Here is a 24,090-nt window from a genome sequence, read left to right as displayed (position 1 = left end):
GGCCGCGCTGGCCAGGCACCGGCCCGAACGGCAAACAGTGGGCATTGAGCGGGGATATCAATGTCTGCGGATGCAACCCACCGCCGATCTTCTACGCTGAGCGCGGCATGCGGATGACTTTTACTGCGGGCGAAATTGCGACGCTGAATGGGCGCAAACCTGGTGCAGCCCATCTGCCGTTTGCCTCGTCGGATGCCGTACATGACGAGCAATTTACCTTGCTCGATGATGCACACCGCCCGCTCGCCAACGTTCGCTATCGAATCGTCACCGACACCGGGCAGATCTTCGCAGGCACCACGGACGCGGCCGGGCAAACAGAGCGAATTGCCACCGATGCCGCAGCATCTTTGAAAATCCATACGAAGAGGCATTGACGCAATGAGCGGTTTTTCGGGAAATAAATACGACTTCGAAGTTCAGGAAAACGAAGAATGGGTCCTCGTCCATTCGGGGGCCGTCACCAATACCAATCCGGGGTCGATGGTCTATGTGTCCATCAACACGACACCCATATGCGCGAACATGACCAACAAGGCGTTCAGGGAATTAGTCATGAAGGCCCGCGATGCGGCGATTTCGTTGATACAACAGCGTATCGCGGGTGTGACTACGTGGAACGTAGCGGAACAGGCGCGTGCCCGCCTCTACTTCGGCCGTGCCGACGACGACATCCGAACAGCCCTGGCGATCGGGCTTCCGAAGCTGCTCAACGCGATGCAAGAGCTTGTTCCGGAGAGAATTGTTCGATGGGATGACGCGATGAACAAGCAACTCACCTGCGGTGTGATACCCGACAATGGCAGCAACACGGCTGGAGTATGCAAGCCAGACTCCGAAAAACGAATTATTGCTATCTATTCGAAGTTCTGTACGATTTCAAACGGCGACTTGTGGACGGCGGCGAAGGTCAAGACACTCATTCACGAATGCACGCACTATATCGACACTTTCGATTCGGATGACATTGCGTATTCCGATACGGAATCCGGATTGAGAATTTTTGCAATGAGCAATCCCGATGGCGCGATCCGAAACGCGGATAGCATTACGGGATACATTGCTACCTTCGACAGGACGGTCATGAAATGAAGACTCACATCCAAGATGCCATCCGGAGCGCATCAGCGATGCTGGCATTATTCGCATACCTTGGCATCACGCCTGCACACGCATGCACCATAGGCGAGTCGGTTCGAATCTCGTTGCCGCTAAACGGCATTGCCGTTTCCAATGCCGACAGGCTAAGAATCGCCGACGCAGTAATCGAGGCAAAAAATTGGCCAGGCGTCGAAATTCAAGCCGTCATAATATCCGGCGCTTATACGAAAGAACGGAGCGGTGAACGGCTTAAAGATGAGCGCGCCATGGGAATTGGCACATATCTAAAACAACTGGGAATCAAGAGTGAAAACATCGTCGTCGAAAAAAAGACATTCACCGATGAGATGGTGCGAAAGAGCGACGGAACGCTAGACTTGTATCAGATTGATATCGAACTGGTTCCCCTGTGTCGGGGCGGATGTCAAAAGCTTTGTGACGACCCTCGTGTAACGCCCCGAAGCCGGGCGATCCAGTGAGGCCAATGACGCCCGCAAAGAGCGGGCGTCATTGACTCGCGGGCGATGGTTCGCGAACGCGTTCCGCACAGCGTTCGCCGATCATTACCCTCTTCTGTCCTTATGCCGTCGCGCCGCTACCTTCGACCCGCGCCTGCCGCTGGTACAGCACCATCGACAGCGCGACGCCCGCGGCAGCCGCCACCGCCGCGAACAGGAACACCTGCGGATAGCCGAACGCGCCCGCGACATAGCCGGCGAGCGGGCCCGTGATGCCGAGCGACAGGTCGAGGAACACCGAGTACGCGGACAGCGCCGCGCCGCGGCTCGCGGGCGGCACGAGCGCGACGGCCTCGACGCCGAGCGCCGGGAAGATCAGCGCGAAGCCGAAGCCGGTCAGCGCGGCGCCGACGAGGGCGATGTGCGGCACCGGCGCGAGCCACAGCAGCAGCAGGCCCGAACATTCGAATGCGAACGACACGATCGCGACGCGGAAGCCGCCGTACGTCTTGATCGTGTTCGCGAACAGCAGGCGCGCGCCGATGAACAGCGTGCCGAACACGGTCAGCGACAGGGCGGCGTTCGGCCAGTGGCGCGCCGCGTAGTACAGCGTGACGAAGGTCGCGATCGAGCCAAAGCCGGCCGAGCCGAGCGCGAGGCCGAGGCCGTGCGGCAGTACGCGCGTAAACACGCTCGCATACGACATCCGTTCGCCGTGCACGAGCGGCACCGAAGCGATCAGGCGCGCGAGGTAGAAGCCGATTGCGGCCAGCGCGATCACGAGCACGCCGATCAGCGCCGGATTCAGCGTATTCGCGATCGCGACGCCGACCGGCGCGCCGAGCGCGAGCGCACCGTAGGTCGCGATGCCGTTCCACGAGATCACCTTCGCGTTGTGCGTGACGCCGACCCGGCCGATGCCCCACAGGATCGCGCCGGTGCCGCACAGGCTTTCGCCGATGCCGAGTACGAGCCGGCTCGCGACCAGTAGCACGAGGCTCGCGACCGGCCAGTGCGCGAGCAGCAGCGCGACGAGCAGCAGCACCCCCGACACGCCGCAACCGACCAGCCCGCGCAACACCGTCTGCTTCGGGCCGAGCGTATCGGCCAGGCGCCCGGCGAGCGGCCGCGACGCGAGCGTCGCGAAATACTGGACGCTGATCGCGCCGCCCGCGACGATCGCGGAAAAGCCGAGGTCGTCATGGACGAAGCCCGGCAGCACCGCGAGCGGCAGCCCGATAGTCAGGTAGCAGATGAACGTGAAGCAGACGACGGACACGATTTGCAGCGTGACCGCGAACCCGCTGCGCGGCGGTGTGGCGGAATCGGTTGACATGGGGTCGGAACGAATGAACGAAACGGGCAGAGGACGGCGAAAAAGGGAATCGGGATTTTCCCATGGAACCGGTTTTCACGCAGGTACCATTTAGTTAATCGCGACCTGTTTTCCAGGATCCCGGGCGGTTGCGGGGAAGCAGGGAAGGGGCTGGGAGCGCCGTGTGGAAAGGCCGTCGGGCCGGCCCGGCGCTCATATCGCGGCAGTTATATGGGCCCCATGCGTGATGGGCTATGGGTTGCGAAATTTGATGGTGATAGCGTGCAAACTGTCAGAAAAACGTCGGTCGAGCGCACAGCGCGGGCCGCCTTGCCCCCCATTTGAAGAACCATCGAGACATGAGTGAGCCGATCCGCTTCTACCATCGTCACGCGATCCGCGAAGTCAGCGGCGCGGAAGTGACCCGCACCGTGCTGCAATACCTGCGCGAGGACGCGCATTGCACCGGCACCAAGGAAGGCTGCGCGGAAGGCGACTGCGGCGCGTGCACGGTCGTCGTCGGCGAGCTGACCGACGCCGGCGCGGTCGAGTTCAAGGCCGTCAACGCATGCATCCAGTTCCTGCCGACGCTGGACGGCAAGGCGCTGCTGACGGTCGAGGACCTGCGTCAGCCGGACGGTGCGCTGCATCCGGTGCAGCAGGCGATGGTCGACTGCCACGGTTCGCAATGCGGGTTCTGCACGCCCGGCTTCGTGATGTCGATGTGGGCGCTGTACGAGAAGCACGGCCACGAGGGCTGCGGCCGTGCCGGCACGTGCGCGAAGGCGAAGGACGTGCCGACGCGCACCGAGATCGCCGATGCGCTGACAGGCAACCTGTGCCGCTGCACCGGCTATCGTCCGATCGTCGATGCGGCCGTGCAGATGTTCGACGCGCCGGCACCGTCTGCGCCGATCGACACGGCCGCGCTGGCCCGCACGCTCGCGTCGCTCAAGCGCGACGAGACGTTCGACTACACGACGATCAACGGCGCGCGCTTCGCGGCGCCGCGCACGCTCGACGCGCTGGCCGCGCTGAAGGCCGAGCGGCCCGACGCACGCATCCTGGCAGGCAGCACCGACATCGGCCTGTGGGTCACCAAGCAGATGCGCCGGCTCGACGACCTGATCTATGTCGGCCAGATCGCCGAACTGCAGAACATCGTGCACGGCGACGACTGGATCGAAATCGGTGCGGGCGTGACGGTCGAGAAAGGGTATGCGGCGCTGGCTGGCCAGTATCCGGAACTGACCGAGATGTGGAAGCGCTTCGCGTCGCTGCCGATCCGCAACGCGGGCACGATCGGCGGCAACGTCGCGAACGGCTCGCCGATCGGCGATTCGATGCCGGGCCTGATCGCGCTCGGCGCGCGCGTGGTGCTGCGCGGCGGCGACACGGTGCGCGAGCTGCCGCTCGAGGCGCTGTACACGGGCTATCAGCAGAAGGACATGGCGCCGCACGAATTCGTCGTCGGCCTGAAGGTGCCGACCCGCTCCGGCGCGCGCGAGAAGCTGCAGTTCCGCACGTACAAGCTGTCGAAGCGGTTCGACTCCGACATCTCGGCCGTGTGCGCAGCGTTCGCGTTCATCGCGGACGGTGACACGATCCTCGAGCCGCGCATCGCGTTCGGCGGGATGGCCGCGACGCCGAAGCGCGCGACCCAGACGGAAGCCGTGCTCGACGGCGCGCAGTGGCACGAAGCCACCGCGCAGGCCGCGATGCAGGCGCTCGAGCGCGACTACCAGCCGCTGTCCGACATGCGCGCGACGAGCACGTACCGCCTCGATACCGCGAAGAACCTGATGTACCGATTCTGGCTGGAGACGCGCCCGCACGACCCGCTGTCGCCGCAAGCCCTGAATGTGCGTGAAGTGGCCGCCGAACCCGGCACCGACGCGGCGCGCGTCTGAAGACGGAGAACACCGAACATGAACCAGCAAGCAGAACCGTTCCTGAGCACCCTCGACCCGCAAGCCGACGCCGCGCAGGTCCACGTATCGCGCGCGCACGAATCCGCGCACCTGCACGTCAGCGGGCGTGCCACCTACACCGACGACATCCCGGTCGTCGCGGGCACGCTGCACGCTGCGCTCGGCCTGTCGGCGAAGCCGCACGCGAAGATCGTGTCGATGAACTTCGACGCGGTGCGCGCGACGCCGGGCGTGGTCGCCGTGTTCACGGCCGACGACATCCCGGGCGTCAACGATTGCGGCCCGATCATCCACGACGACCCGGTGCTCGCGAAGGGCATCGTGCAGTTCGTCGGCCAGCCGATGTTCATCGTCGTCGCGACGTCGCATGAAACCGCGCGGCTCGCCGCGCGCCGCGCCCAGGTCGACTACGAGGAGCTGCCGGCGATCCTCACCGCGCAGGAAGCGCGCGCGGCCGAAACCTACGTGATCCCGCCGCTGAAGCTCGCGCGCGGCGATGCGGCCGCGCGGCTCGCCGTCGCGCCGCACCGCGAGTCGGGCGAAATGCTGCTCGGCGGCCAGGAGCAGTTCTACCTGGAAGGGCAGATCGCTTACGCGGTGCCGAAGGACGACGACGGGATGCACGTGTACTGCTCGACGCAGCACCCGAGCGAGATGCAGCACCTCGTCGCGCATGTGCTCGGCGTCGCGTCGCACAACGTGCTGGTCGAATGCCGCCGGATGGGCGGCGGGTTCGGCGGCAAGGAATCGCAGTCGGGCCTGTTCGCGTGCTGCGCGGCGCTCGCCGCATGGAAGCTGCTGTGCCCGGTGAAGCTGCGTCCGGACCGCGACGACGACATGATGATCACCGGCAAGCGGCACGACTTCCATTACCGCTTCGACGTCGGCTACGACGACGACGGCCGCATCGACGGCGTCGCGCTCGACATGACGTCGCGCTGCGGTTTCTCGGCCGACCTGTCGGGCCCGGTGATGACGCGCGCGGTGTGCCACTTCGACAACGCGTACTGGCTGGGCGACGTGAACATCGCCGGCTACTGCGGCAAGACCAACACGCAGTCGAATACCGCATTCCGCGGGTTCGGCGGCCCGCAGGGCGCGTTCGCGATCGAGTACATCCTCGACGACATCGCGCGCGCGCTCGATCGCGATCCGCTCGACGTCCGCTATGCGAACCTGTACGGCAAGACCGAACGCAACGTCACGCCGTACGGGCAGACGGTCGAGGACAACGTGCTGCAGGAGCTGCTCGGCGAACTCGAAGCGACGAGCGACTACCGCGCGCGGCGTGCGGGCGTGCGCGAATTCAACGCACGCAACACGGTGCTGAAGAAGGGCATCGCGATCACGCCGGTGAAGTTCGGCATCGCGTTCAACGTCACGCATTTCAACCAGGCCGGCGCGCTGGTGCACATCTATACCGACGGCTCGGTGCTCGTGAATCACGGCGGCACGGAGATGGGGCAGGGGCTCAACACGAAGGTCGCGCAGGTCGTCGCGCACGAGCTCGGCATCCGCTTCGGCCGGATCCGCGTGACGGCGACCGACACCAGCAAGGTCGCGAACACGTCCGCGACCGCTGCGTCGACGGGCTCGGACCTGAACGGCAAGGCCGCGCAGGATGCGGCGCGCCAGTTGCGCGAGCGGCTCGCGGTGTTCGCGGCGAAGCAGTTCGGCGACGGCAAGGTCGATGCGGCCGACGTGAAGTTCGCCAACGACATCGTGTGGGTGGGCGGCAACGGCGTGCCGTTCGGCGAAGTGATCGCGAAGGCGTACCTCGCGCGCGTGCAGCTGTGGTCCGACGGTTTCTACGCGACACCGAAGCTGTACTGGGATCAGTCGAAGCTGCAGGGCCGGCCGTTCTACTACTACTCGTACGGCGCGGCCGTGTCGGAAGTCGTGATCGACACGCTGACGGGCGAGATGCGCACGCTGCGCGTCGATGCGCTGCACGACGTGGGTGCGTCGCTGAACCCGGCGCTCGACATCGGTCAGGTCGAAGGCGCGTTCATCCAGGGGATGGGCTGGCTCACGACCGAGGAGTTGTGGTGGAACAAGGGCGGCAAGCTGATGACGCATGCGCCGTCCACGTACAAGATCCCGACGGTGAACGACACGCCGCCGGAATTCAACGTGAAGCTCTTCAAGAACCGCAACGTCGAGGACAGCATTCACCGGTCGAAGGCCGTCGGCGAGCCGCCGCTGCTGCTGCCGTTCTCGGTGTTCTTCGCGGTGCGCGATGCGGTGGCCGCGGTCGGCGATTACCAGGTGAACCCGCCGCTCGATGCGCCGGCGACCGGCGAGTCGATCCTGCGTGCGGTCAGCGCGGTGCGTGCGGCACGCGCCGGTCAGGCAGCGTGAGATGAAACAGCCCCCACGTTCTCCTCGTTCGCTGGCCCCCGAGGGGGGTGGTCAGCCCCATTGGGACGGCTCGGCGGAGGCTGAGATGAAACGGCCCCCACGCTCACTTCGTTTGCTGCCCCCCGAGGGAGTGGTCAGCCCCCTTGGGGCGGCCCGGCGGAGGCTGACATGAACGGCCCCGCCCGCTCGCTCCGCACCGCGTCGGACCCGGCATTCGCGCCGGGCACCGGCCAGCGCAACCGCGCGACCGGCACGCCGGCGCCGATGCACATCGTGCTGTTCGGCGCCGGGCACGTTGGTCACGCGCTGGTTACGCTGCTCGGCGCGCTGCCGTGCGTCGTGCAGTGGGTCGACACGCGCGACGAGCTGTTCCCGGACGAATGTCCGCCGAACGTGCAGCCGGAGCCGACCGACACGCCGGAGGCCGTCGTCGACGCCGCGCCGCCCGGCGCGTACTTCCTCGTGATGACGCACAACCACGCGCTCGACTTCTCGCTCGCCGCGCAGATCATGCGGCGGCGCGACTACGCGTACTTCGGGATGATCGGCTCGCGCACCAAGCGCGTGAAGTTCGAGCGCCGGCTTGCGGCGCGCGGCGTCGATCCGGCGCGGCTCGTGGAGATGGTGTGCCCGATCGGTGTCGCGGGCATCGTCGACAAGGCGCCGGGCGCGATCGCGGTGGCCGTGTGCGCGGAGCTGCTGCAGGCGCGCTCGGGCATGCCGGTGGCCGACGCGAAGGCCGCCGCTTCGGGGCGTGCGCGCGACGACGTGTCCTGCGCGCGGTAGTCACGCGCGGCCGGCGCAGGGCCGCGCGATTTTGCATACACTGCACGACGACGCGCGGCATCGGGCCGCGCCTTACCGTGCACGTGCCATGTCCGATCATCAGGTTTATCTCGACACGCTCGATGCGAGCCTCGTCGCCATCGAGCGCTGGCTGTCCGGCTTCGATACCGCGCCCGAGGCGCTCGACGCGCTGCTCGCCGCGTTTTCCACCGAATTCACGATGGTCCTGACCGACGGCCGCGAGGTCGATCACGACGGTACGCGCGCGCTGTTCGACAAGCTCGCCGGCGCGAAGCCGGGGCTGCGCATCACGCTGTCGGACACCCGGGTGCTCGCGGCCGATGCGTCGCATGCGACCGTCACCTATCTCGAAGCGCAGCACGCGGCGTCGGGCGAGCTGCCCGCGCGGCGTGCAACCGCCGTGTTCGAGCGCGACGCGGCGGGCGTCGTGCGCTGGACCCATCTGCAGGAAACCTTCTGCACGGGCTGAACCCGAGCGGCCGCGCCCCGTTTTGTGCCGCGGCTCAGCGCTTGCGGCTGCGAGGAACCGTCAGCTCGTCGGACACGCTCTGCATCAGCGCGCACAGCCACGCGATGTCGGTCGGGCGGTCGGGCTGCGGATGCGTGAGCAGGTAGCTCTTGATGCGCGGGAACGGCACGGGCGGCGTGACGACCACGAGCGGCAGCAACTGCGCATAGTGCGTCGCGAAGCGGCGCGTCGTCGTGAAGATCAGGTCCGACTGCAGCAGCACCTGCGGCACGATGCCGAAGTAGGGCAGCGTCGTCACGATGCGCCGCGTGAGACGCGCGCGTGCCAGGCCGATCTCGATCGCGTTGCGCTTGTCGCCGGTGTACGGCGTCGGCGCGACGTGCGCGGCCGATGCGTACGCTTCGCGCGTGAGCGGCACGCGTGCGAGCGGGTGCGCATCGCGCATCAGGCACACGATCGTGTCGGAGAACAGGTCCTGGCGTGCGAACTGCGGGTCGGGCTTCGGCCAGTTGCCGATCACGAGATCGAGCGCGCCCGATTCGAGCGCGCCCGCGTGATCGAGCGCGGGATTCAGCGAATCGATTTCCAGATGCGCATGCGGCGCCGCGTCGCGAAAGCGCTCGATCAGCGTCGGCATGAAGAAATCGTTCAGGTAATCGGGGGCGGCGACGCGGAACGTGCGCCGCGCGGACGAAGGATCGAAATCGCCGTGCGGTGTCGCGATGAAGTCGACCTCGCGCAGCGCGCGCTGCGCGGCCTCGAGCAGCGACGCGCCGTATTCGGTCGGCACCATGCCGGATTTGCCGCGCACGAGGATCGGGTCGTTCAGCGTCTCGCGCAGCTTGCGCAGCGCGGTGCTGATCGCCGGCTGGGTCTGGTTCAGCCGCAGCGCGGCCTGCGTGACGCTGCGCTCGAGCAGCAGCGTGCGCAACACGCGCACGAGCCAGATATCGAGCGAGGCGGTACGGTCGTCTTCTTCCATCGTAGGCGGGGATTGCGGGGAAGCGTAACCTTACCGCAGCCGCGCATTGGCGTGCGTGATACCGGCCATCACACACGGCCCTTCGGCAGCACGCTGATCCGCTTGACCTCGCGCGATTCCAGCCAGTTCGGCGTGCGCGCGCAGTACAGCACCATCGGCAGCGCGTCCTCGCCCCAGAACAGCTGCTGGTTCATCCAGAAGGTCGGCACGCCGAACACGCCGAGCGCGATCGCGTCGTCGGTGTTGCGGCGCAACTGCGCGCTCGTCTCCTCGAATTCGATCAGCTCGTCGCCGTGGCCGACGCCGACACGCTCGCACAGTGCCGCGAAGCCTTGCGGCGTCGACGGGTCGTTGCCGTCGTGCCAGATGAAGCGGAACATTTCCAGCACGGTCGCGATGTCGGCGCGCAGCGCGATCGCGAGGCGCAACACCTTGTCGGAATCGAACGGATGGGCGGGCGGCATCTTGAAGCGGATGCCGAGCTGCTCGGCGCGAAACAGCGCGTGACGGTACGTGAACACGCGCTTGGCGGGCACGTCCGCGCTCGAGCGCTGCCCCCAGTGGCGCTGCAGGTCGGGCAGCGACACCGCGACGGGCTCGAACGGCACGTCCGGCCATTTGTCGAGCTGTTCGAGGAGCAGGTAGGAGAACGGCGACACGAAGTCGTAGAACCAGGCGGGTTGGGCGGTGTCGAGGCCGGTTGTCATGGCGATCTCCAGAGGGTGGGGCGAGCGGCGCCTGGCGGCGGCCTCCATGTTACGCGGCGGCGCGCGCATGCGGCAATGATCGCGGATCGTCCGCTTACGCGGAACCGGGAGTCGCCCGAGGGGGCGTGCCGGCCGGCGGCGCGGCTTCGGCCCGTGCCTGCGGCGGGCCGCCGGCGCCCGGCGGGCTGGCCGGCGTGTCCTGGTCGTGCGCGGTGAGCCGTTCGCGCACGAAACCGATGTGCTCGCGCAGCACGTAGAACTGCCCGGCATAGGCCAGCGGCATCTTCATCCGGTTCACGGCTTCCTCGATGTCGTCGAGCTCGTCGAGCAACTGCACGCGCTCCTCGGCCGTGTGTTCGCCGAGCGCGCTGCGCTCGAGCGCGATCAGCGCGCCGTACCAGCGGTAGATGCGCGAGCGCACGCGCCAGCCGTACAGCGACGGCACGAGCCGCAGCCCGGGGATCAGCACGACGATCAGCGGCACGACCACGACGAGCAGCCGGTCGACGAGGCTCGCGACCCAGAACGGCAGCCGCCGGTACAGGAAGGTCTTGCCTGATTTGTAGTAGCGCGTGGCGTCGTCGGAGAGCGGGAACCCGCGCGTGACGGGCGACGGGAATTCGCCCGCGTGCTGCAGGATCGTCGCGTGGCCGTGCACCTCGCGCGCGGCCTCGATCAGCAGGTCGGACAACGCGGGATGCAGCGAGTCGCGCGCGACGAGTTCGATGGTCGGCGCAACCGTGTGGATGTCGGCCGGCGGCAGGTTCCGGCCGAGATCGTAGACCCCCATCGGAAGCGTGATCGCGGTCAGGTACGGAAAGCGCCGCGCGTACGCCTCGGCCTGCGTGAACGAATACACGTGCACGCCCGGCGCGCGGAACAGTTTCGCCATCACCGGGATCTGCGTCGAGTCGCCGGACAGGAACGCCGCGTCGATCTTGCCGTCGAGCAGCGCGGTGGCCGCGTCCTCGCCGGCGGTCGGCAGCAGCTCGGTCGAGCCGCCCGGCACGATGCCGTTCATCTTCAGCAGCGCGAGGCTCAGCTCGCGCGCGCCGCTGCCTTCCGCGCCGAGCGCGAGCCGCTTGCCCTTGAAGTCGGACAGGCGCGCGACGACCGGGCCGCGATACATGATCGCGAGCGGCACGTAGCCGATGCTGCCGAGCGACACGAGGTGTTCGTCGCGCTCCTTCGGGCCGATGCCGCTCTGCACGAAACCGACGTCGACCGGCGCGTTCGGGTTCGACAGCCGCGCGAGGTTCTGGGCGGACCCTTCGGACGACTGGACGTCGAGCGTGACGCCGTTCTTCGCGAGAATCGTCTTGTATTTCTGCGCGGCGTTCCAGTACGTGCTGCCGGGCGGCCCGGACGAGATCACGAGCGTGGACGGCGGGGCCGGCTGGATCAGCTTGACCGCGAGCCAGACGGCCGCGCCGGCGAGCAGCACGGTCGGGCCGATCGACAGCGCGAGGTCGCGCCACGACACCGCGACGAAGCGGGCGAGGATGCGGCGAGGCGGGCGAGGGCGGGCTGGCTTCATGGGGGCGGCGGATGACGCTGGCGTGACGTATCGGTGACGATCGGACGGTGGTCATGGACGACGCCGATGCTCGCGGCGATGGTACCCGGTTTCACCGGACGTGCGCGAGTGGGGCGGCCTGGCGCGGCCCCGCGGCGACAGTGGCGGGCGCCCCCGCGTCAAAAGCTTTGCGCTTCCGCGGGCGCTGGATTACATTGTGCGACGCAGCCGCGCCCGATTTGCGCGCGACCCGGCACGCAATGAGACCGGGCGCGTTCGGCCGGCGGCTGTCCGGCCCGGCCGGCCCGCTTTCGCGTGCGCCGGCCGCCAGCCCGTCTCGCCTCTCTCGTATCGCCGTGGAAAACACCGGCTGTCCCGCCCGTTCGCGCGCGGGCCGGCTGTTTTTGGGGGTAATCGGCCGTACTGTGCACGGCCGTTCCGGAGTGATAAGGAGATAGCATGAAGTCGATCGTGTTGAGAGCGTTGGGCGTTGCCGCCGTGGCGGCCTGTCTGTCGGGCAGCGTGTATGCGCAGTCGAGCGATGCCGCGGCAACGGAAGCGCCCGCGGCCGCGACCAGCGCGCCGAAGGCCGCCGCGAAGACCGCGAAGAAGGCGAACCGCAAGCTTGGCTATGCGGTGCGCAAGGCCATTACGAAGGCGGGCGGCATCGACGTGGCGAACATCGTCGTGCGCTCGAAGGGCGGCGCGATCACGCTGGAGGGCACGGTGCCCGACCAGGCCCAGATCGACAAGGCGGAAGAGGCGGCGAAGGGTGTGAGCGGCGTGACGTCGGTGTCGAACAAGCTGACGGTTCAGCAGCAGTAACGCCGGGCGGCGGCGCGCGAGCGCCGCGTGCGCCCGTTTTCAGGCGGGCCCCGGCATGCCGGGGCCCGTTTGCGCTTGAGAGGCCGCAAGCCGCACGAAGCGGCGGCGGACCGATAACGATATCGAGAGGGCGGCGATGACGAGACTCGGGTGGGGCAGGCGGATGGTTTTCGGCGCGGCGCTGGCCGCGGTCGCGATACTCGGCGCCTGTAACGGCGACGAGTCGGCCGAGCGCAACCGGTTGCCCGGTTTCGTGTCCGGCAGCGTGCGCACGACGGCCTATGACGGCGCGAGCGACGACCTGCTGACGGCCGGCCTCGGCAAGACGGGCCTCGGCTCGGCGAGCGCCCCCGGCTTTGCGAATGCCGCCCGGCCGACGGGCGCCGAGCTGCGCCGTCTCGCGATCTGGTCGAACTACCGCGCGCTCGTCGACATGAGCGCAAACGGCGGCTACGGCCGCTTCTGGGGGCCGAACGTCGACCTCGACGGCAACGACACGCTCGGCGAAGGCAAGATTCCCGGCACCGAATATCTCGCGTACGCCGACGACGGCAGCGGCAGCAAGAACGTCACGCTGCTCGTGCAGGTGCCCGCCAGCTTCAATCCCGCGCAGCCGTGCATCGTCACCGCGACGTCGTCGGGCTCGCGCGGCGTGTACGGCGCGATTTCCGCGGCCGGCGAATGGGCGCTCAAGCGCGGCTGCGCGGTCGCCTACAACGACAAGGGCGGCGGCAACGGCGCGCACGAGCTGATGTCGGACACCATCACGCTGATCGACGGCACGCTCGCCAACGCGGTGCTGGCCGGCGCCGCGAGCCTGTTCACCGCGAACGTCACCAGCGGCGATCTCGCCACGTTCAATTCCCGCTTCCCCAACCGCTATGCGTTCAAGCACGCGCATTCGCAGCAGAATCCCGAGCAGGACTGGGGGCGCGTGACGCTGCAGTCGGTCGAGTTCGCGTACTGGGCGCTCAACGAGCAGTTCGGACCGCTGGTCGACGGCTCGCATCACGGCGTGCGCTATCGCGCGGGCGACATCACGACGATCGCCGCGTCGGTCAGCAACGGCGGCGGTGCGTCGCTCGCGGCGGCCGAACAGGACAACCGCGGCTGGATCACCGCGGTCGTGGTCGGCGAGCCGCAGATCAACGTGCGGATGGCGCCGAACGCGGTCGTGCGCTCGGGCGGCCAGCCCGTGCCGTCGTTCGGCCGGCCGCTGGCCGACTACGCGACGCTCGCGAACCTGCTGGAGCCGTGCGCGGCCGCGTCGGCGTCGCTTGCCGACGCGCCGTCCCTGAGCGCGCTGCCGGCGGCGACCACGCAGTCGATCCGCACCCAGCGCTGCGCGACGCTCGCCGCGGCCGGGCTCGTGTCGGGCGCCGATACGCAAAGTCAGGCCGCCGACGCGCTCGCGCAGCTCCACGCGGCCGGCTACCTCGCCGATTCCGACCTGCTGCAGGCGCCGATGTGGGATTCGCAGGCGATTCCGGCGATCGCGGTCACGTATGCGAACGCGTACACGCGCTCGCGCGTCACTGACAACCTGTGCAATTTCAGCTTCGCGACGACGAACCCGGCGACGGGCGCCGTCGCCGCGCCCGCCACGTCGCCGATGCCGGCGGTGTTCGGCGTCGGCAACGGCGTGCCGCCGACGGCCGGCATCAACCTCGTGTTCAACACGGGCGCGGGCGTCGACCACCGGCTCGCGACGCCCGACGGGAGCTTCGCGGGCGCGCTGTGCCTGCGCCAGCTCTGGACGAACGGGATGCTCGGGATGCCCGCGAACGTCGACGCGGTGCGCGTGAACGCGAACCTGCAGGGCAAGCCGGCGATCATCGTGCAGGGCCGCAGCGATGCGCTCGTGCCCGTGAATCACGCGTCGCGCGCGTACGTCGCGCAGAACGCCATCAGCGAAGGCGGGCGCAGCCAGCTCGTGTTCTACGAGGTGACGAACGGCCAGCACTTCGACGCGTTCCTGCCGGTGCCGGGCTTCGACACGCGCTTCGTGCCGGTTCATTACTACAACCTGCAGGCGCTGAACCTGATGTGGAAGCACCTGAAGAACGGCGCGCCGTTGCCGCCGTCACAGGTGATCCGCACGGTGCCGCGCGGCGGCACGCCGGGCGCCGCGCCCGCGCTGACGGGCGCGAACCTGCCGCCGATCTCGGCCGCGCCGGGCGCGAATGCGATCGCGACCGGCGCCGGCGCGATCGACGTGCCGCTCTGACGGCGCGCGCCGCGCCGCCCTCACGAAGCCGGACAGTCGTCCGGCTTTTTCTTTTTGGGTGCTCTGGAATCGGTCCCGCACTGCCTTTTATCGGATTGGCGAGCGCCGTAACAAATTATTACTTTACGGCGATAAATCGGGACCCTAATATGCGCCGGTATTTTCACTTAATTTAATAAATTCCAGATACGAGATATTCCTTTCCGTTTAGTTAATCGATCCTTTCGATTTTATTAAATCGGCTCGAGTCGCGATTGATCGTCGTTTTGCGATTAATCGGCATCTCGCCGAGGGGGATTGTTCGTCTATTCGAAGCGAGGCGCCCTTGCCAGGGCTGGCCTGGCAAGGGCGCGTTTTTGCTGTCGATTTTGTGCGTGTGCAAATGCGCCGAATGAATCTGTATTGCTGCGGATTATCGAATTGTCGTTCGCAATGGAATTGATTTCATTGTGCGGTCGCAAAAAAATATGGGTGGGGTAAATCATGCCGGTCGGTATTCGCCGAGCCGGTAAAAAACTCGGAGTGCGTCGCATAACGAATGCATTCCCGGTGCGGAGCGCCGGCGCAAATGATCCTTTGCGACCGGCGGTATTTATCGTTCTGTTCGAGAGGCAATAATGACGACACGGAAGTCCTTGAAAGACGGTTTCGCGCTATTCGGAACGACACTGAGCGTGCCGCTCGCCGCGGCCGCGGCCGCGGCGCTGCTCGTCACGGGGTGCGGCGGCGACGACGGGTCGAGCCCGGCCGCATCGGCGGCCGCCGCCGCCGCGACGTCGGCCGGCGCCAGCACGTCGGCCAACACCACCGCAACGGCCGCCGCGGCCGACCAGCCGTACGTCGACAACGACGTGTACGGCACCGGGCCGAACGACGCGGTCACGGATTCCACGGAAGGGGCGGCCGTCGTGCACCGCACGGTCACGATCGGCGGCAAGACCGTCAAGTACACGGCCACCACGGGCCACCTGACGACGATCGATCCGGTCACGTCGGCGCCGAACGCGAAGATGTTCTACGTCGCGTACACACAGGACAATCCGGACCCGTCGAAGCCGCGCCCGGTCACGTTCTTCTACAACGGCGGCCCCGGCTCGTCGTCGGTCTATCTGCTGCTCGGCTCGTACGGGCCGAAGCGCCTGCAGTCGTCGTTCCCGAACTTCACGCCGCCCGCGCCGTACAAGCTGCTCGACAACCCGGACAGCCTGCTCGACCGTACCGACCTCGTGTTCATCAACCCGGTCGGCACCGGTTACTCGGCGGCGATCGCCCCGGCGAAGAACAAGGACTTCTGGGGCACCGACCAGGACGCCCGCTCGATCGACCGCTTCATCCAGCGCTACCTGACCAAGTACTCGCGCTGGAATTCGCCGAAGTTCCTGTACGGCGAGTCGTACGGCACCGCGCGCAGCGCGGTCGTGTCGTGGGTGCTGCATGAGGACGGCATCGACCTGAACGGGATCACGCTGCAGTCGTCGATCCTCGACTACGCGAACGCGCTGTCCGCGCCGGGCACGTTCCCGACGCTCGCGGCCGATGCGTTCTACTGGAAGAAGACGACGCTCAACCCGACGCCGACCGACCTCGACGCGTACATGGTCCAGGCCCGCAACTACGCGGACAACACGCTCGCGCCGCTCGCGCAGAAGCCGAACCCGCAGGACGGCGGCTTCGTGAACGTGCGCCTGAACCTGAACCTGCAGACCGCGCAGCAGATGGGCGCGTACATCGGCACGGATCCGACGTCGCTGATCCAGACGTTCGGCAATCCGGCCGCGCTCGGCAACGTGCCGTCGTCGAACGACAACCCGCCGTACACGTTCTTCCTGACGCTCGTGCCGGGCACGCAGATCGGCCAGTACGACGGTCGCGCGAACTTCACGGGCAAGGGCATCGCGCCGTACATCCTGCCGAACTCGGGCAGCAACGATCCGTCGATCACGAACGTCGGCGGCGCGTACACGGTGCTGTGGAACAGCTACATCAACACCGACCTCAAGTACACGTCGACGTCGTCGTTCGTGGACCTGAACGACCAGGTCTTCAACAACTGGGACTTCAGCCACACGGATCCGACCGGCGCGAACAAGGGCGGCGGCAATACGCTGTACACGGCCGGCGACCTGGCGTCGACGATGAGCGTGAACCCGGACCTGAAGGTGTTGTCGGCCAACGGCTATTTCGACGCCGTCACGCCGTTCCACCAGACGGAGCTGACGCTCGCGCAGATGCCGCTCGACCCGACGCTCAAGGCGCAGAACCTGACGATCAAGAACTACCCGTCGGGCCACATGATCTACCTGAACGATGCGTCGCGGACCGCGCTGAAGGGCGATCTCGCCAACTTCTACGACGGCATCCTCGCCAACCGCACTGCGCTGCAGCGCGTGCTGAAGCTGCAGATGCGCACGCAGCAGCTCAAGCAGCAGAAGTTGCAGCAGCAGGGGCAGTAAGCGCCGCGGGCGGCTTGCGCCGCCTGACGTGAGATCGAGGCACTGCCTTGCTACGTGCTCCAGCACTTCACGTGGCGTGTGTTGAAGGCAGTGCTGGCGTGCTCCAAGATGCCCCGTGAGTCATGGACTTCCGGGGCATCGTCTTGTGGGAACTAGGCGAGTCACCGCGGAAGCCGCCCGCGAGGTGTTGCTGAATCCTCAAAAGGGGGATGAGTGGCCCTCTATTGAGGATTCGCCAGAACATCTCCGTAAAGTGACGGTCGGGTGACGGGACGGTGTGTTTCGTCAGGAAGAGGAATGGTATCGATGCGCGGCGGCTTCCGCGCCGCTTACGCCAGCACGAGCCGCACGCCGACCGCGACGAGCGTCGAGGCGAGCAGGTTGCGCAGCAGCCGTTCAGGCGCGCGCGCCGACAGCAGGCTGCCGATCACGATGCCGGGCAGCGAGCCGAGCAGCAGCGACAGCAGCATCGACCAGTCGACCGAGCCGAGCAGCCAGTGGCCCATGCCCGCGACGAGCGTGAGCGGCACCGCGTGCGCGATGTCGGAGCCGACGATGCGGGTGGTCGCGAGCATCGGATACAGCAGCAGGAGCACAGTCACGCCGATCGCGCCGGCGCCGACCGACGTCATCGACACGAGCACGCCGAGCACGGCGCCTGTCAGCACGGTCGACCACAGCGTGCGCGCGGGGCTCGGCGCGAGCGGGTTGCGTGCGGCGAACGCGGTGAGCTGCGGCCGGAAGATCAGCGCGAGCGACGTGAGCAGCAGCGCGATGCCGAGCACGAGCTGGATCATCCGCGCGGTGCCCGGCGCGTTCATCCCGTGCGTGTGCAGCCACCACAGCGTGACGGCCGCGGCCGGGACGCTGCCCGCCGCGAGCCGGCCCGTGATGCGCCAGTCGATCGAGCCTTTCAGGCCGTGGACGAGCGTGCCGGTAGCCTTGGTCGCGGCCGCGTACAGCAGGTCGGTGCCGACCGCCGTTGCCGGGTGGACGCCGAACAGCAGCACGAGGATCGGCGTCATCAACGAACCACCGCCAACGCCCGTCAGGCCGACGAGGATGCCGACGAACAGGCCGGACAACGAGTACAGCAAATCGATATGGGGAAGCGACATCGGAAGCGGACGGTTATGCGGCGACGGTTATGCGATGTTCGGCGGCGGCACGTGGCCGCGGCGCGCGCGTCAAAGTCCGCCATTGTCGCAAATGTGGCGCGTCGATGTACGACTGCGTTAAAAATCGGCGGGGGAAGCCCGTGGGGCGGGCATCTGGCCCGAAGTAAAACAGGCGTTTGAGGGGAGCGAGGGGCGTGATGGCTGTTCTCCTCGCGACTGATCCGCCCGAAACGCCCGGTGAAGCAAGAGCGGGTGCCAGGCCCGGCACGCATAAAAAAGGGCGCGACAGTACGCGCCCTGGTTCGAGGGCAGCGGTCGATGCCACCCGCCGCCGGCTAGCGGTCAGTGCATTGCGGAGCCGACGCCTTCGACCGCACCCTGCTGCCGGATGCGCAGCGCGAGGCCGATCAGCGCGGCGACGGCAGCGAATGCCGCGCCGAACGCGAAGGCCGCATGGTAGCCGCCGTTCAGCGCGTCGAGCGGGGCATTCGCCGCCGCGAGCGCGTTGGTGCGGGCGGCCGCGAGGCTCGCGAGCACGGCGAGGCCGAGCGCGCCGCCCATCATGAACGCGGTGTTGACGATCCCCGACGCGAGCCCGGAATCGGCCGGATCGACGTCGCTCATCGCGGCGAGCAGCACCGGGTTGAACGCGACGCCCGCGCCGATGCCGAGCAGCGTCATGCCGGGCAGCACGTGCCAGATGAAGCCGCCGTCCACCGGCGCACGCGAGAACAGTGCGAGGCCGCAGGCCGCGATCAGCAGGCCGGCCGCAATCGGGCCGCGGATGCCGAAGCGCATCACGATCCGCGCGGACAGCCCAAGCGAGAACGCGGCCATGATCAGGTTCGCCGGCAGAAACGCGAGGCCGACCTGCAGCGGGCCGTAGCCGAGCACGCGCTGCATGTACAGCGCGGACAGGAAGAACCACGCGAACATCGCGGCCGCCCACAGCACGGCGATCACGTTCGCGAGCGCGACGTTGCGCGACGCAAACAGCGAGAGCGGCATCAGCGGATGTGCGGCGCGCGCCTCGATCGCGATGAACAGCGCGAGCAGCGCGGCGGCCGCGCCGATCAGCGCGACGGTCTGCGTCGACAGCCAGCCGGCTTCGTTGCCGCCGACGATCCCGTAGACGGCCAGCATCAGCGATGCAGTGACGGTGATCGCGCCCGCGACGTCGAGCCGCGCGTTGCCGGCCGGCGCGCGCAGGCGCGGCAGCAGCGCGGCGCACATCGCATAGACCGCGATGCCGATCGGCAGGTTGACGAGGAAGATCCAGTGCCACGACAGCGAGCTCGTCAGCAGCCCGCCGAGCAGCACGCCGATGCTGCCGCCGCCCGCGCAGACGAAGCCGTACACGCCCATCGCGCGGGCGCGTTCGCCGGGCTCGGTGAAGAGATTCATGATCAGCGACAGCGCGACGGCCGATACGACCGCGCCGCCGATCCCCTGCACCGCGCGCGCGGCGATCAGCATCGCCTGCGATTGCGCGAGGCCGCACGCGAGCGATGCGAGCGTGAAGACGACGAGGCCGGCGAGGAACATGCGCCGCTGGCCGTACAGGTCGCCGAGCCGTCCGCCGAGCAGCAGGCAGCCGCCGAACGTCAGCAGGTACGCGTTGACGACCCACACGAGGGCCGTCTCGGTGAAATGGAGGTCGGTGCTGATCGACGGCAGTGCAACATTCACGATCGTGCTGTCGAGCACGATCATCAGCACGCCGAGGCAGAGGACGATCAGCGCGTACCAGCGCTTCTCGCCGTGAATCCCGTGGGTCATGGGCTTGCCGCCTTCTGATAGTTATTTGAAAGGCTGCATTGTAGACCCCCTCGGCGCGGGCTTCCTGCCGGTTTGTGGCAGCAGCGATGCGTAGTCGCGCGTCCGCGCGGGACGCGCGCGATGGATGCGACGGGCGTTACGAGCGCGCCGGCAGTTCGCAGCCATCGGGGCCGCACGCGGCTGCGTCGCCGCCGTCGAGTTCGACGATGCCGTCGCGCCATGCCTGGTCGAGCGCCTGCGCGAACGCGTCGGCCGGTTGCGCGCCCGACACCGCATAGCGGCCGCCGAACACGAACAGCGGCACGCCGCGGCCGCCGATCTGCGCGGCGCGGGCGGCATCGGCCTCGACGTCGGCGCGGTACAGGTCGCTGCGCAGCACGGCTTCGACGGCCGAGCGCTCGAGCCCCGCTTCGACCGCGAATTCGGTCAGCTCGGCGTGATCGAACAGCGAGCCGTGCTCGCAGAAATACGCGCGGTACAGCCGCTCGGTCAGCGCGTGCGCGCGGCCCGTCGCTTCCGCGAGCTTCACGAGCCGGTGGCCGTCGAGCGTATCGCCGACGAGCGTGCCGGGCAGGTCGTAGCGCAGCCCGACGCTCGCGGCCGCATCGGTCACCTGGCGCAGCATCTGGTCGACCTGCGCGGGCGACATCCGGTACTTGCCGGCGAGCATCGCCTCGACCGGCTCGACGGGCTGGCCGGGCATCAGCCGGTACGCGCGCAGCGCGACGTCGACGCGGTCGGCGTGCGCGAACGCGGCGAGCGCCTCGTCGAAGCGGCGCTTGCCGATCCAGCACCACGGGCAGATCAGGTCGGACCAGATTTCGACGGTCAGGGTCGGGCGGGCAGTCGGGGCGGGAGCGGTCGTCATGGGCAATTCCGGGCAGCAAAAAAATGTAACCGGGACTATATCATTTTGTACTTCGACGTTTCGTCCTGGCCGGGCGGCCATGCGGTCATATGAAACGGGCGCCCGGCGTATCACGAAGCATAGACACGGAAGCGGCGTCCCGATAGCGAATGCCGATGCCCGGCCGTCGCCGCGTGCGGCGGCGAACCGGCCCGAAGGGGAGGCGCTTACGCGTCGCCCTGCGTTTCCTTCAGGTGCTTGAGGTGCTTGTAGACCGTCGCGCGGCCCATCCCGAGCACGTTCGCGACGTAGTTCGCCGCGCTCTTGCCGCGGAACGCGCCCTCCGCGTAAAGCGCTTCGACGAGCTCGCGCCGGTGCTCGCGCGTGAGCCCGTTCAGCCCGACCTGCCGCTCGCGCAGCCAGCCGTGCAGGAACGTGTTGATGCGCTCCTGCCAGTCGTCGCGGAACAGCTCGTCCGGCTGCGCGACGACGCCCGCGCCCTTGATGAACAGGTCGAGCGTCGCGCGCACCTCGTCGAACACCGCGATGTTGAAGTTGATGCACATCATCCCGGCCGGGCGGCCTTCGTCGTCGAACAGCACGTTGCTCACGCAGCGCATCCGCCGGCCGTCCCAGTTCAGCTTCTCGTACGGGCCGATCACGCGCTCGCGCGCGGAATGATCGATTTCCTCGAGCGCGGAATCGTCGCCGACCTCGCGCTTCGACAGGTTGTTCGCGAGATACAGCACGGTCTGGTCGTGCAGGTCATGGATCACGACTTCCGCGTACGGGAAGAACAGTGCGGCGATACCGTCGGCGATCGGCGCATAGCGGGTGAGCAGCAGGTCTTTGACGGGGGATTTCTTCTTGCGCATCGGGTTCGCCATCTCGGGTGGGCGGGGGCCGGGCAGCGCATCGGGCCGGCGTGCCGGCGCACCGTTGGCCGGCATGCCCGTGCGCCCGCGCGCGGCCGCCGCGGCGGTTGCGCCATTGTATCGGCCCCGCGCGCCCGTGCCGCTCATGCGCGTGCCAGATGCGTGTACAGCGCGTGCGCGATCGCGATGTCCTCGAGCCCGAGGCCGATCGAGCGGAAGAACGCGTGACGGGCATACGACGGTGCCGGGCAGGTGCCGGCGACGAGCGCGGGCAGGTCGCCGGCGATCCGCGTGGTGTCCCAGCCGTGTTCGGCCGCCGCGATCTGCATCTCGCCGGCGCTCGCGGGCGTCGTGTGCCGGTAGTCGCAGTACACGTCCATGTCGGGCAGCCAGGCGGGCGGGATCTCGTGGGCGCGCGCGACGTTCGTGCTGATCGACGTGACGAGCGCGGGGCGCGTGAGCATCCCGTCGCCGAGCACGGGCGTGCCGGACGACGTGCACAGCATCACGACGTCCGCGTCGCGCACGCAGGCTTCGACGCTCGCCGCGGCGCGCGCACGCGGATCGAGCTGCGCGAGTGCCGCCTGCTGCGCCGCGTCGCCGGCGAGCGACGGCGAGTACACGCGGATCGTCTCCCAGTCGCGCAAGCCCGCCGTGTGCCGCAGGTGCGCGAGGCCGACCGCGCCTGCGCCGACGATCGCGAGATGGCGTGCGGCGCGCGGCGCGAGGCAGTCGACCGCGAGCGCGGTCGTGCCGGCCGTGCGCTCGACGGTCAGCAGGCCGGCGTCGCACCACATCAGCGGCTGGCCCGTGCGCATCGACATCAGCGCGGTCCAGGCGGTGACGATCGGTTTCCCGTCGGGCTTGCCGCCCGTCACGACATACGGCGACAGCTTCGCGCCGAATACCTGCGCGTCGGCGAGCGCGCCGAGATACGTGATGAAGTCGCCGGCCTGGTCGGGAAACAGCGTCAGCGTTTGCGGCGGCTGCACCGCGCGCGCCGCGGCGAGCGACGCGAACATGCTGCGCAGCGTGCCGAGCACGTCGAGCGACGGCAGGGCCGCGCGCACCGCGGCTTCGTCGACGGTCAGCGGCAGGGTCGGGGCGGTTTGCGTCATGGGGACATCTCCGGTCGGGGCCGGACAGGACAGTCTCGATCGACGGTGTCCGGCAATGTTCGTGATGGACGAAAAGTCTAATATAGACAAAAGAAGTCGGGAGAATTTTTCTTTTCGAGACGCCGTGCCGTCGCGTGGTTAGGAAAAATTTCAGGTAAATCAAGGGGGTTAGCGATGGGTGTCGAATTTTCGATGTCGCGTATCGGGGCACGATTCTCGTATCCCCTATAGTCTATAGTAGACTTTGAGTCTATATTTCGCGTGCAGGACTCGACACGTCGCCGCGTGGCGGCTGCCTGCTTCGAATGCCGACCCGGCGCCCGGCCCGGGGCGTCGTGCACCGATCTTCATCGCCTCAATCCGGAACGGAAGGACCGTCATGAACTGGAAGCTCTCCCTTTGCGCCGCTGCGGCGCTTGCCTGCGCGGCCGTCACGGCCCATGCGGAACAGACCACGTTGCGCTTCGGCATCGAAGCCGCCTATCCGCCGTTCGAGAGCAAGACGCCGGCCGGTCAGCTGCAGGGCTTCGACGTCGACATCGGCAACGCGGTGTGCGCGAAGCTGAACATGAAATGCGTGTGGGTCGAGAATGCGTTCGACGGCCTGATCCCGGCGCTGCAGGCGCGCAAGTTCGACGCGATCAACTCGGCGATGAACATCACGTCGAAGCGCCGGCAGAGCATCGACTTCACGCCGGCGATCTACGTGGTGCCGATCGTGATGATCGCCAAGCACGGCTCGCCGCTGCGGCCCGACGTCGCGAGCCTGCGCGGCAAGCACGTCGGCGTGCTGCAGGGCTCGTCGCAGGAGGATTTCCTGAAGGCGCACTGGGCCAACGCGGGCGTGGCCGTCGTGTCGTACCAGGATCAGGACCAGATTTATGCCGACCTCGTCGCGGGGCGTCTCGACGCGGCCGTGCAGGAAGCGCAGACCGCGCAGGACGGTTTCCTCGACAAGCCGGCCGGCCGCGACTACCAGATCGTCGGCGAGCCGCTGAAGGATCCGGCGACGCTCGGTGAAGGCACGGGCTTCGGGATGCGCAAGAACGACAAGGCGCTGCAGGCGAAGATCGTCGGCGCGCTCGAGGCGCTGAAGAAGGACGGCACGCTCAGCGCGCTGTCGCAGAAGTACTTCAAGCGCGACATCGTCTCGAAGTAATCGTCATGACCGTCGCGCGCCGGCCGCCGCGCCGGCGCGTGT

The 24,090-nt window shown here is 67.7% G+C and carries 20 protein-coding genes; 11 read left to right on the top strand and 9 right to left on the bottom strand.

Features of this window, described 5'->3' with window-relative positions; genetic code table 11:
* The 3 genes from LGM89_RS19020 to LGM89_RS19010 all read left to right on the top strand — a co-directional run.
* Nucleotides 1–377 (top strand): hypothetical protein (locus LGM89_RS19020; RefSeq protein ID WP_226273639.1); only part of this gene is annotated, 377 nt, incomplete at its 5' end.
* 4 nt (nucleotides 378–381) lie between these two features.
* Nucleotides 382–1,092 carry a M35 family metallo-endopeptidase gene (locus tag LGM89_RS19015; protein ID WP_089494187.1) on the top strand — a complete coding sequence of 237 codons (711 nt, stop codon included), beginning with the start codon at nucleotides 382–384 and terminating at the stop codon, nucleotides 1,090–1,092.
* On the top strand, nucleotides 1,089–1,580 hold the full coding sequence (locus LGM89_RS19010) for a hypothetical protein (protein ID WP_226273638.1): 492 nt from the start codon (nucleotides 1,089–1,091) through the stop codon (nucleotides 1,578–1,580). Before LGM89_RS19015 ends, LGM89_RS19010 begins: the two co-directional genes overlap by 4 nt.
* 100 nt (nucleotides 1,581–1,680) lie before the next feature.
* On the opposite strand, the gene LGM89_RS19005 is transcribed toward LGM89_RS19010, so the two are convergent.
* Nucleotides 1,681–2,895 carry an MFS transporter gene (locus LGM89_RS19005; protein WP_226204462.1) on the bottom strand — a complete coding sequence of 405 codons (1,215 nt, stop codon included), beginning with the start codon at nucleotides 2,893–2,895 and terminating at the stop codon, nucleotides 1,681–1,683.
* Between the two features lie 338 nt (nucleotides 2,896–3,233).
* On the opposite strand from LGM89_RS19005, the gene xdhA reads away from it, so the two are divergent.
* From xdhA to LGM89_RS18985, 4 genes are all read left to right on the top strand, one after another.
* Nucleotides 3,234–4,784, top strand: a complete 1,551-nt coding sequence (gene xdhA, locus LGM89_RS19000) for a xanthine dehydrogenase small subunit (protein WP_226273637.1) — start codon at nucleotides 3,234–3,236, stop codon at nucleotides 4,782–4,784.
* A gap of 18 nt (nucleotides 4,785–4,802) precedes the next feature.
* Nucleotides 4,803–7,166, top strand: a complete 2,364-nt coding sequence (xdhB, locus tag LGM89_RS18995; protein ID WP_226273636.1) for a xanthine dehydrogenase molybdopterin binding subunit — start codon at nucleotides 4,803–4,805, stop codon at nucleotides 7,164–7,166.
* A 168-nt stretch (nucleotides 7,167–7,334) separates the two neighbouring features.
* The gene (gene xdhC / locus LGM89_RS18990; protein WP_226273635.1) at nucleotides 7,335–7,952 is read left to right on the top strand and encodes a xanthine dehydrogenase accessory protein XdhC; all 618 of its coding nucleotides are present in this window, start codon (nucleotides 7,335–7,337) and stop codon (nucleotides 7,950–7,952) included.
* A gap of 88 nt (nucleotides 7,953–8,040) precedes the next feature.
* Entirely contained in the window at nucleotides 8,041–8,442 is a 402-nt protein-coding gene (locus tag LGM89_RS18985) for a polyketide cyclase (protein WP_226273634.1), read from the top strand.
* A 34-nt stretch (nucleotides 8,443–8,476) separates the two neighbouring features.
* On the opposite strand, the gene LGM89_RS18980 is transcribed toward LGM89_RS18985, so the two are convergent.
* From LGM89_RS18980 to LGM89_RS18970, 3 genes are all read right to left on the bottom strand, one after another.
* The gene (locus tag LGM89_RS18980) at nucleotides 8,477–9,424 is read right to left on the bottom strand and encodes a LysR family transcriptional regulator (protein ID WP_011351110.1); all 948 of its coding nucleotides are present in this window, start codon (nucleotides 9,422–9,424) and stop codon (nucleotides 8,477–8,479) included.
* A 68-nt stretch (nucleotides 9,425–9,492) separates the two neighbouring features.
* On the bottom strand, nucleotides 9,493–10,131 hold the full coding sequence (locus LGM89_RS18975; RefSeq protein ID WP_226273633.1) for a 2-hydroxychromene-2-carboxylate isomerase: 639 nt from the start codon (nucleotides 10,129–10,131) through the stop codon (nucleotides 9,493–9,495).
* A 94-nt stretch (nucleotides 10,132–10,225) separates the two neighbouring features.
* Nucleotides 10,226–11,668, bottom strand: a complete 1,443-nt coding sequence (locus tag LGM89_RS18970; RefSeq protein WP_226273632.1) for a TAXI family TRAP transporter solute-binding subunit — start codon at nucleotides 11,666–11,668, stop codon at nucleotides 10,226–10,228.
* A gap of 438 nt (nucleotides 11,669–12,106) precedes the next feature.
* On the opposite strand from LGM89_RS18970, the gene LGM89_RS18965 reads away from it, so the two are divergent.
* From LGM89_RS18965 to LGM89_RS18955, 3 genes are all read left to right on the top strand, one after another.
* Nucleotides 12,107–12,472: a BON domain-containing protein gene (locus LGM89_RS18965; protein WP_089424630.1), complete on the top strand. Its 366-nt coding sequence runs from the start codon at nucleotides 12,107–12,109 to the stop codon at nucleotides 12,470–12,472.
* A gap of 136 nt (nucleotides 12,473–12,608) precedes the next feature.
* Complete coding sequence (locus LGM89_RS18960) at nucleotides 12,609–14,699, top strand: D-(-)-3-hydroxybutyrate oligomer hydrolase (protein ID WP_226273631.1); 2,091 nt, start codon at nucleotides 12,609–12,611, stop codon at nucleotides 14,697–14,699.
* Nucleotides 14,700–15,316: 617 nt separating this feature from the next.
* On the top strand, nucleotides 15,317–17,152 hold the full coding sequence (locus LGM89_RS18955) for a S10 family peptidase (RefSeq protein WP_089494194.1): 1,836 nt from the start codon (nucleotides 15,317–15,319) through the stop codon (nucleotides 17,150–17,152).
* A 329-nt stretch (nucleotides 17,153–17,481) separates the two neighbouring features.
* Here LGM89_RS18955 and LGM89_RS18950 read toward each other — a convergent pair whose 3' ends face one another.
* The 5 genes from LGM89_RS18950 to LGM89_RS18930 all read right to left on the bottom strand — a co-directional run bounded on the left by LGM89_RS18950 (nucleotide 17,482) and on the right by LGM89_RS18930 (nucleotide 22,889).
* Nucleotides 17,482–18,270 carry a sulfite exporter TauE/SafE family protein gene (locus LGM89_RS18950; protein ID WP_089430683.1) on the bottom strand — a complete coding sequence of 263 codons (789 nt, stop codon included), beginning with the start codon at nucleotides 18,268–18,270 and terminating at the stop codon, nucleotides 17,482–17,484.
* A 342-nt stretch (nucleotides 18,271–18,612) separates the two neighbouring features.
* Nucleotides 18,613–20,049 (bottom strand): DHA2 family efflux MFS transporter permease subunit, encoded by a 1,437-nt coding sequence (locus LGM89_RS18945; RefSeq protein ID WP_226273630.1) that lies wholly within the window; start codon nucleotides 20,047–20,049, stop codon nucleotides 18,613–18,615.
* A 136-nt stretch (nucleotides 20,050–20,185) separates the two neighbouring features.
* Nucleotides 20,186–20,917: a DsbA family oxidoreductase gene (locus tag LGM89_RS18940; protein WP_089494197.1), complete on the bottom strand. Its 732-nt coding sequence runs from the start codon at nucleotides 20,915–20,917 to the stop codon at nucleotides 20,186–20,188.
* A 206-nt stretch (nucleotides 20,918–21,123) separates the two neighbouring features.
* Nucleotides 21,124–21,918 carry a transcriptional regulator gene (locus LGM89_RS18935; RefSeq protein ID WP_319001505.1) on the bottom strand — a complete coding sequence of 265 codons (795 nt, stop codon included), beginning with the start codon at nucleotides 21,916–21,918 and terminating at the stop codon, nucleotides 21,124–21,126.
* Nucleotides 21,915–22,889, bottom strand: a complete 975-nt coding sequence (locus LGM89_RS18930; RefSeq protein WP_089494198.1) for an ornithine cyclodeaminase family protein — start codon at nucleotides 22,887–22,889, stop codon at nucleotides 21,915–21,917. The genes LGM89_RS18935 and LGM89_RS18930 overlap by 4 nt, the downstream gene beginning before the upstream one ends.
* Before the next feature lie 379 nt (nucleotides 22,890–23,268).
* On the opposite strand from LGM89_RS18930, the gene LGM89_RS18925 reads away from it, so the two are divergent.
* Nucleotides 23,269–24,048 carry an ABC transporter substrate-binding protein gene (locus tag LGM89_RS18925; protein WP_226273629.1) on the top strand — a complete coding sequence of 260 codons (780 nt, stop codon included), beginning with the start codon at nucleotides 23,269–23,271 and terminating at the stop codon, nucleotides 24,046–24,048.
* The last annotated feature ends 42 nt before the right edge of the window (nucleotides 24,049–24,090 follow it).

The sequence above is a fragment of the Burkholderia sp. AU31624 genome, from assembly GCF_020420065.1.
Taxonomy (GTDB): domain Bacteria; phylum Pseudomonadota; class Gammaproteobacteria; order Burkholderiales; family Burkholderiaceae; genus Burkholderia.
The sequence above is the reverse complement of the archived record's forward strand: the minus strand, read 5'-3'. Positions and strand labels throughout refer to the sequence as shown.

Coding starts and splice junctions, on each gene's coding strand:
- LGM89_RS18980 (WP_011351110.1), bottom strand. CDS start 9,424: ATGGAAGAAGACGACCGTACCGCCTCGCTCGATATCTGGCTCGTGCGC.
- LGM89_RS18950 (WP_089430683.1), bottom strand. CDS start 18,270: ATGTCGCTTCCCCATATCGATTTGCTGTACTCGTTGTCCGGCCTGTTC.
- xdhC (WP_226273635.1), top strand. CDS start 7,335: ATGAACGGCCCCGCCCGCTCGCTCCGCACCGCGTCGGACCCGGCATTC.
- LGM89_RS18960 (WP_226273631.1), top strand. CDS start 12,609: ATGACGAGACTCGGGTGGGGCAGGCGGATGGTTTTCGGCGCGGCGCTG.
- LGM89_RS19010 (WP_226273638.1), top strand. CDS start 1,089: ATGAAGACTCACATCCAAGATGCCATCCGGAGCGCATCAGCGATGCTG.
- LGM89_RS18985 (WP_226273634.1), top strand. CDS start 8,041: ATGTCCGATCATCAGGTTTATCTCGACACGCTCGATGCGAGCCTCGTC.
- LGM89_RS18940 (WP_089494197.1), bottom strand. CDS start 20,917: ATGACGACCGCTCCCGCCCCGACTGCCCGCCCGACCCTGACCGTCGAA.
- xdhA (WP_226273637.1), top strand. CDS start 3,234: ATGAGTGAGCCGATCCGCTTCTACCATCGTCACGCGATCCGCGAAGTC.
- LGM89_RS18970 (WP_226273632.1), bottom strand. CDS start 11,668: ATGAAGCCAGCCCGCCCTCGCCCGCCTCGCCGCATCCTCGCCCGCTTC.
- LGM89_RS19005 (WP_226204462.1), bottom strand. CDS start 2,895: ATGTCAACCGATTCCGCCACACCGCCGCGCAGCGGGTTCGCGGTCACG.
- xdhB (WP_226273636.1), top strand. CDS start 4,803: ATGAACCAGCAAGCAGAACCGTTCCTGAGCACCCTCGACCCGCAAGCC.
- LGM89_RS18955 (WP_089494194.1), top strand. CDS start 15,317: ATGACGACACGGAAGTCCTTGAAAGACGGTTTCGCGCTATTCGGAACG.
- LGM89_RS18965 (WP_089424630.1), top strand. CDS start 12,107: ATGAAGTCGATCGTGTTGAGAGCGTTGGGCGTTGCCGCCGTGGCGGCC.
- LGM89_RS18925 (WP_226273629.1), top strand. CDS start 23,269: ATGAACTGGAAGCTCTCCCTTTGCGCCGCTGCGGCGCTTGCCTGCGCG.
- LGM89_RS18945 (WP_226273630.1), bottom strand. CDS start 20,049: ATGACCCACGGGATTCACGGCGAGAAGCGCTGGTACGCGCTGATCGTC.
- LGM89_RS18930 (WP_089494198.1), bottom strand. CDS start 22,889: ATGACGCAAACCGCCCCGACCCTGCCGCTGACCGTCGACGAAGCCGCG.
- LGM89_RS19015 (WP_089494187.1), top strand. CDS start 382: ATGAGCGGTTTTTCGGGAAATAAATACGACTTCGAAGTTCAGGAAAAC.
- LGM89_RS18935 (WP_319001505.1), bottom strand. CDS start 21,918: ATGAGCGGCACGGGCGCGCGGGGCCGATACAATGGCGCAACCGCCGCG.
- LGM89_RS18975 (WP_226273633.1), bottom strand. CDS start 10,131: ATGACAACCGGCCTCGACACCGCCCAACCCGCCTGGTTCTACGACTTC.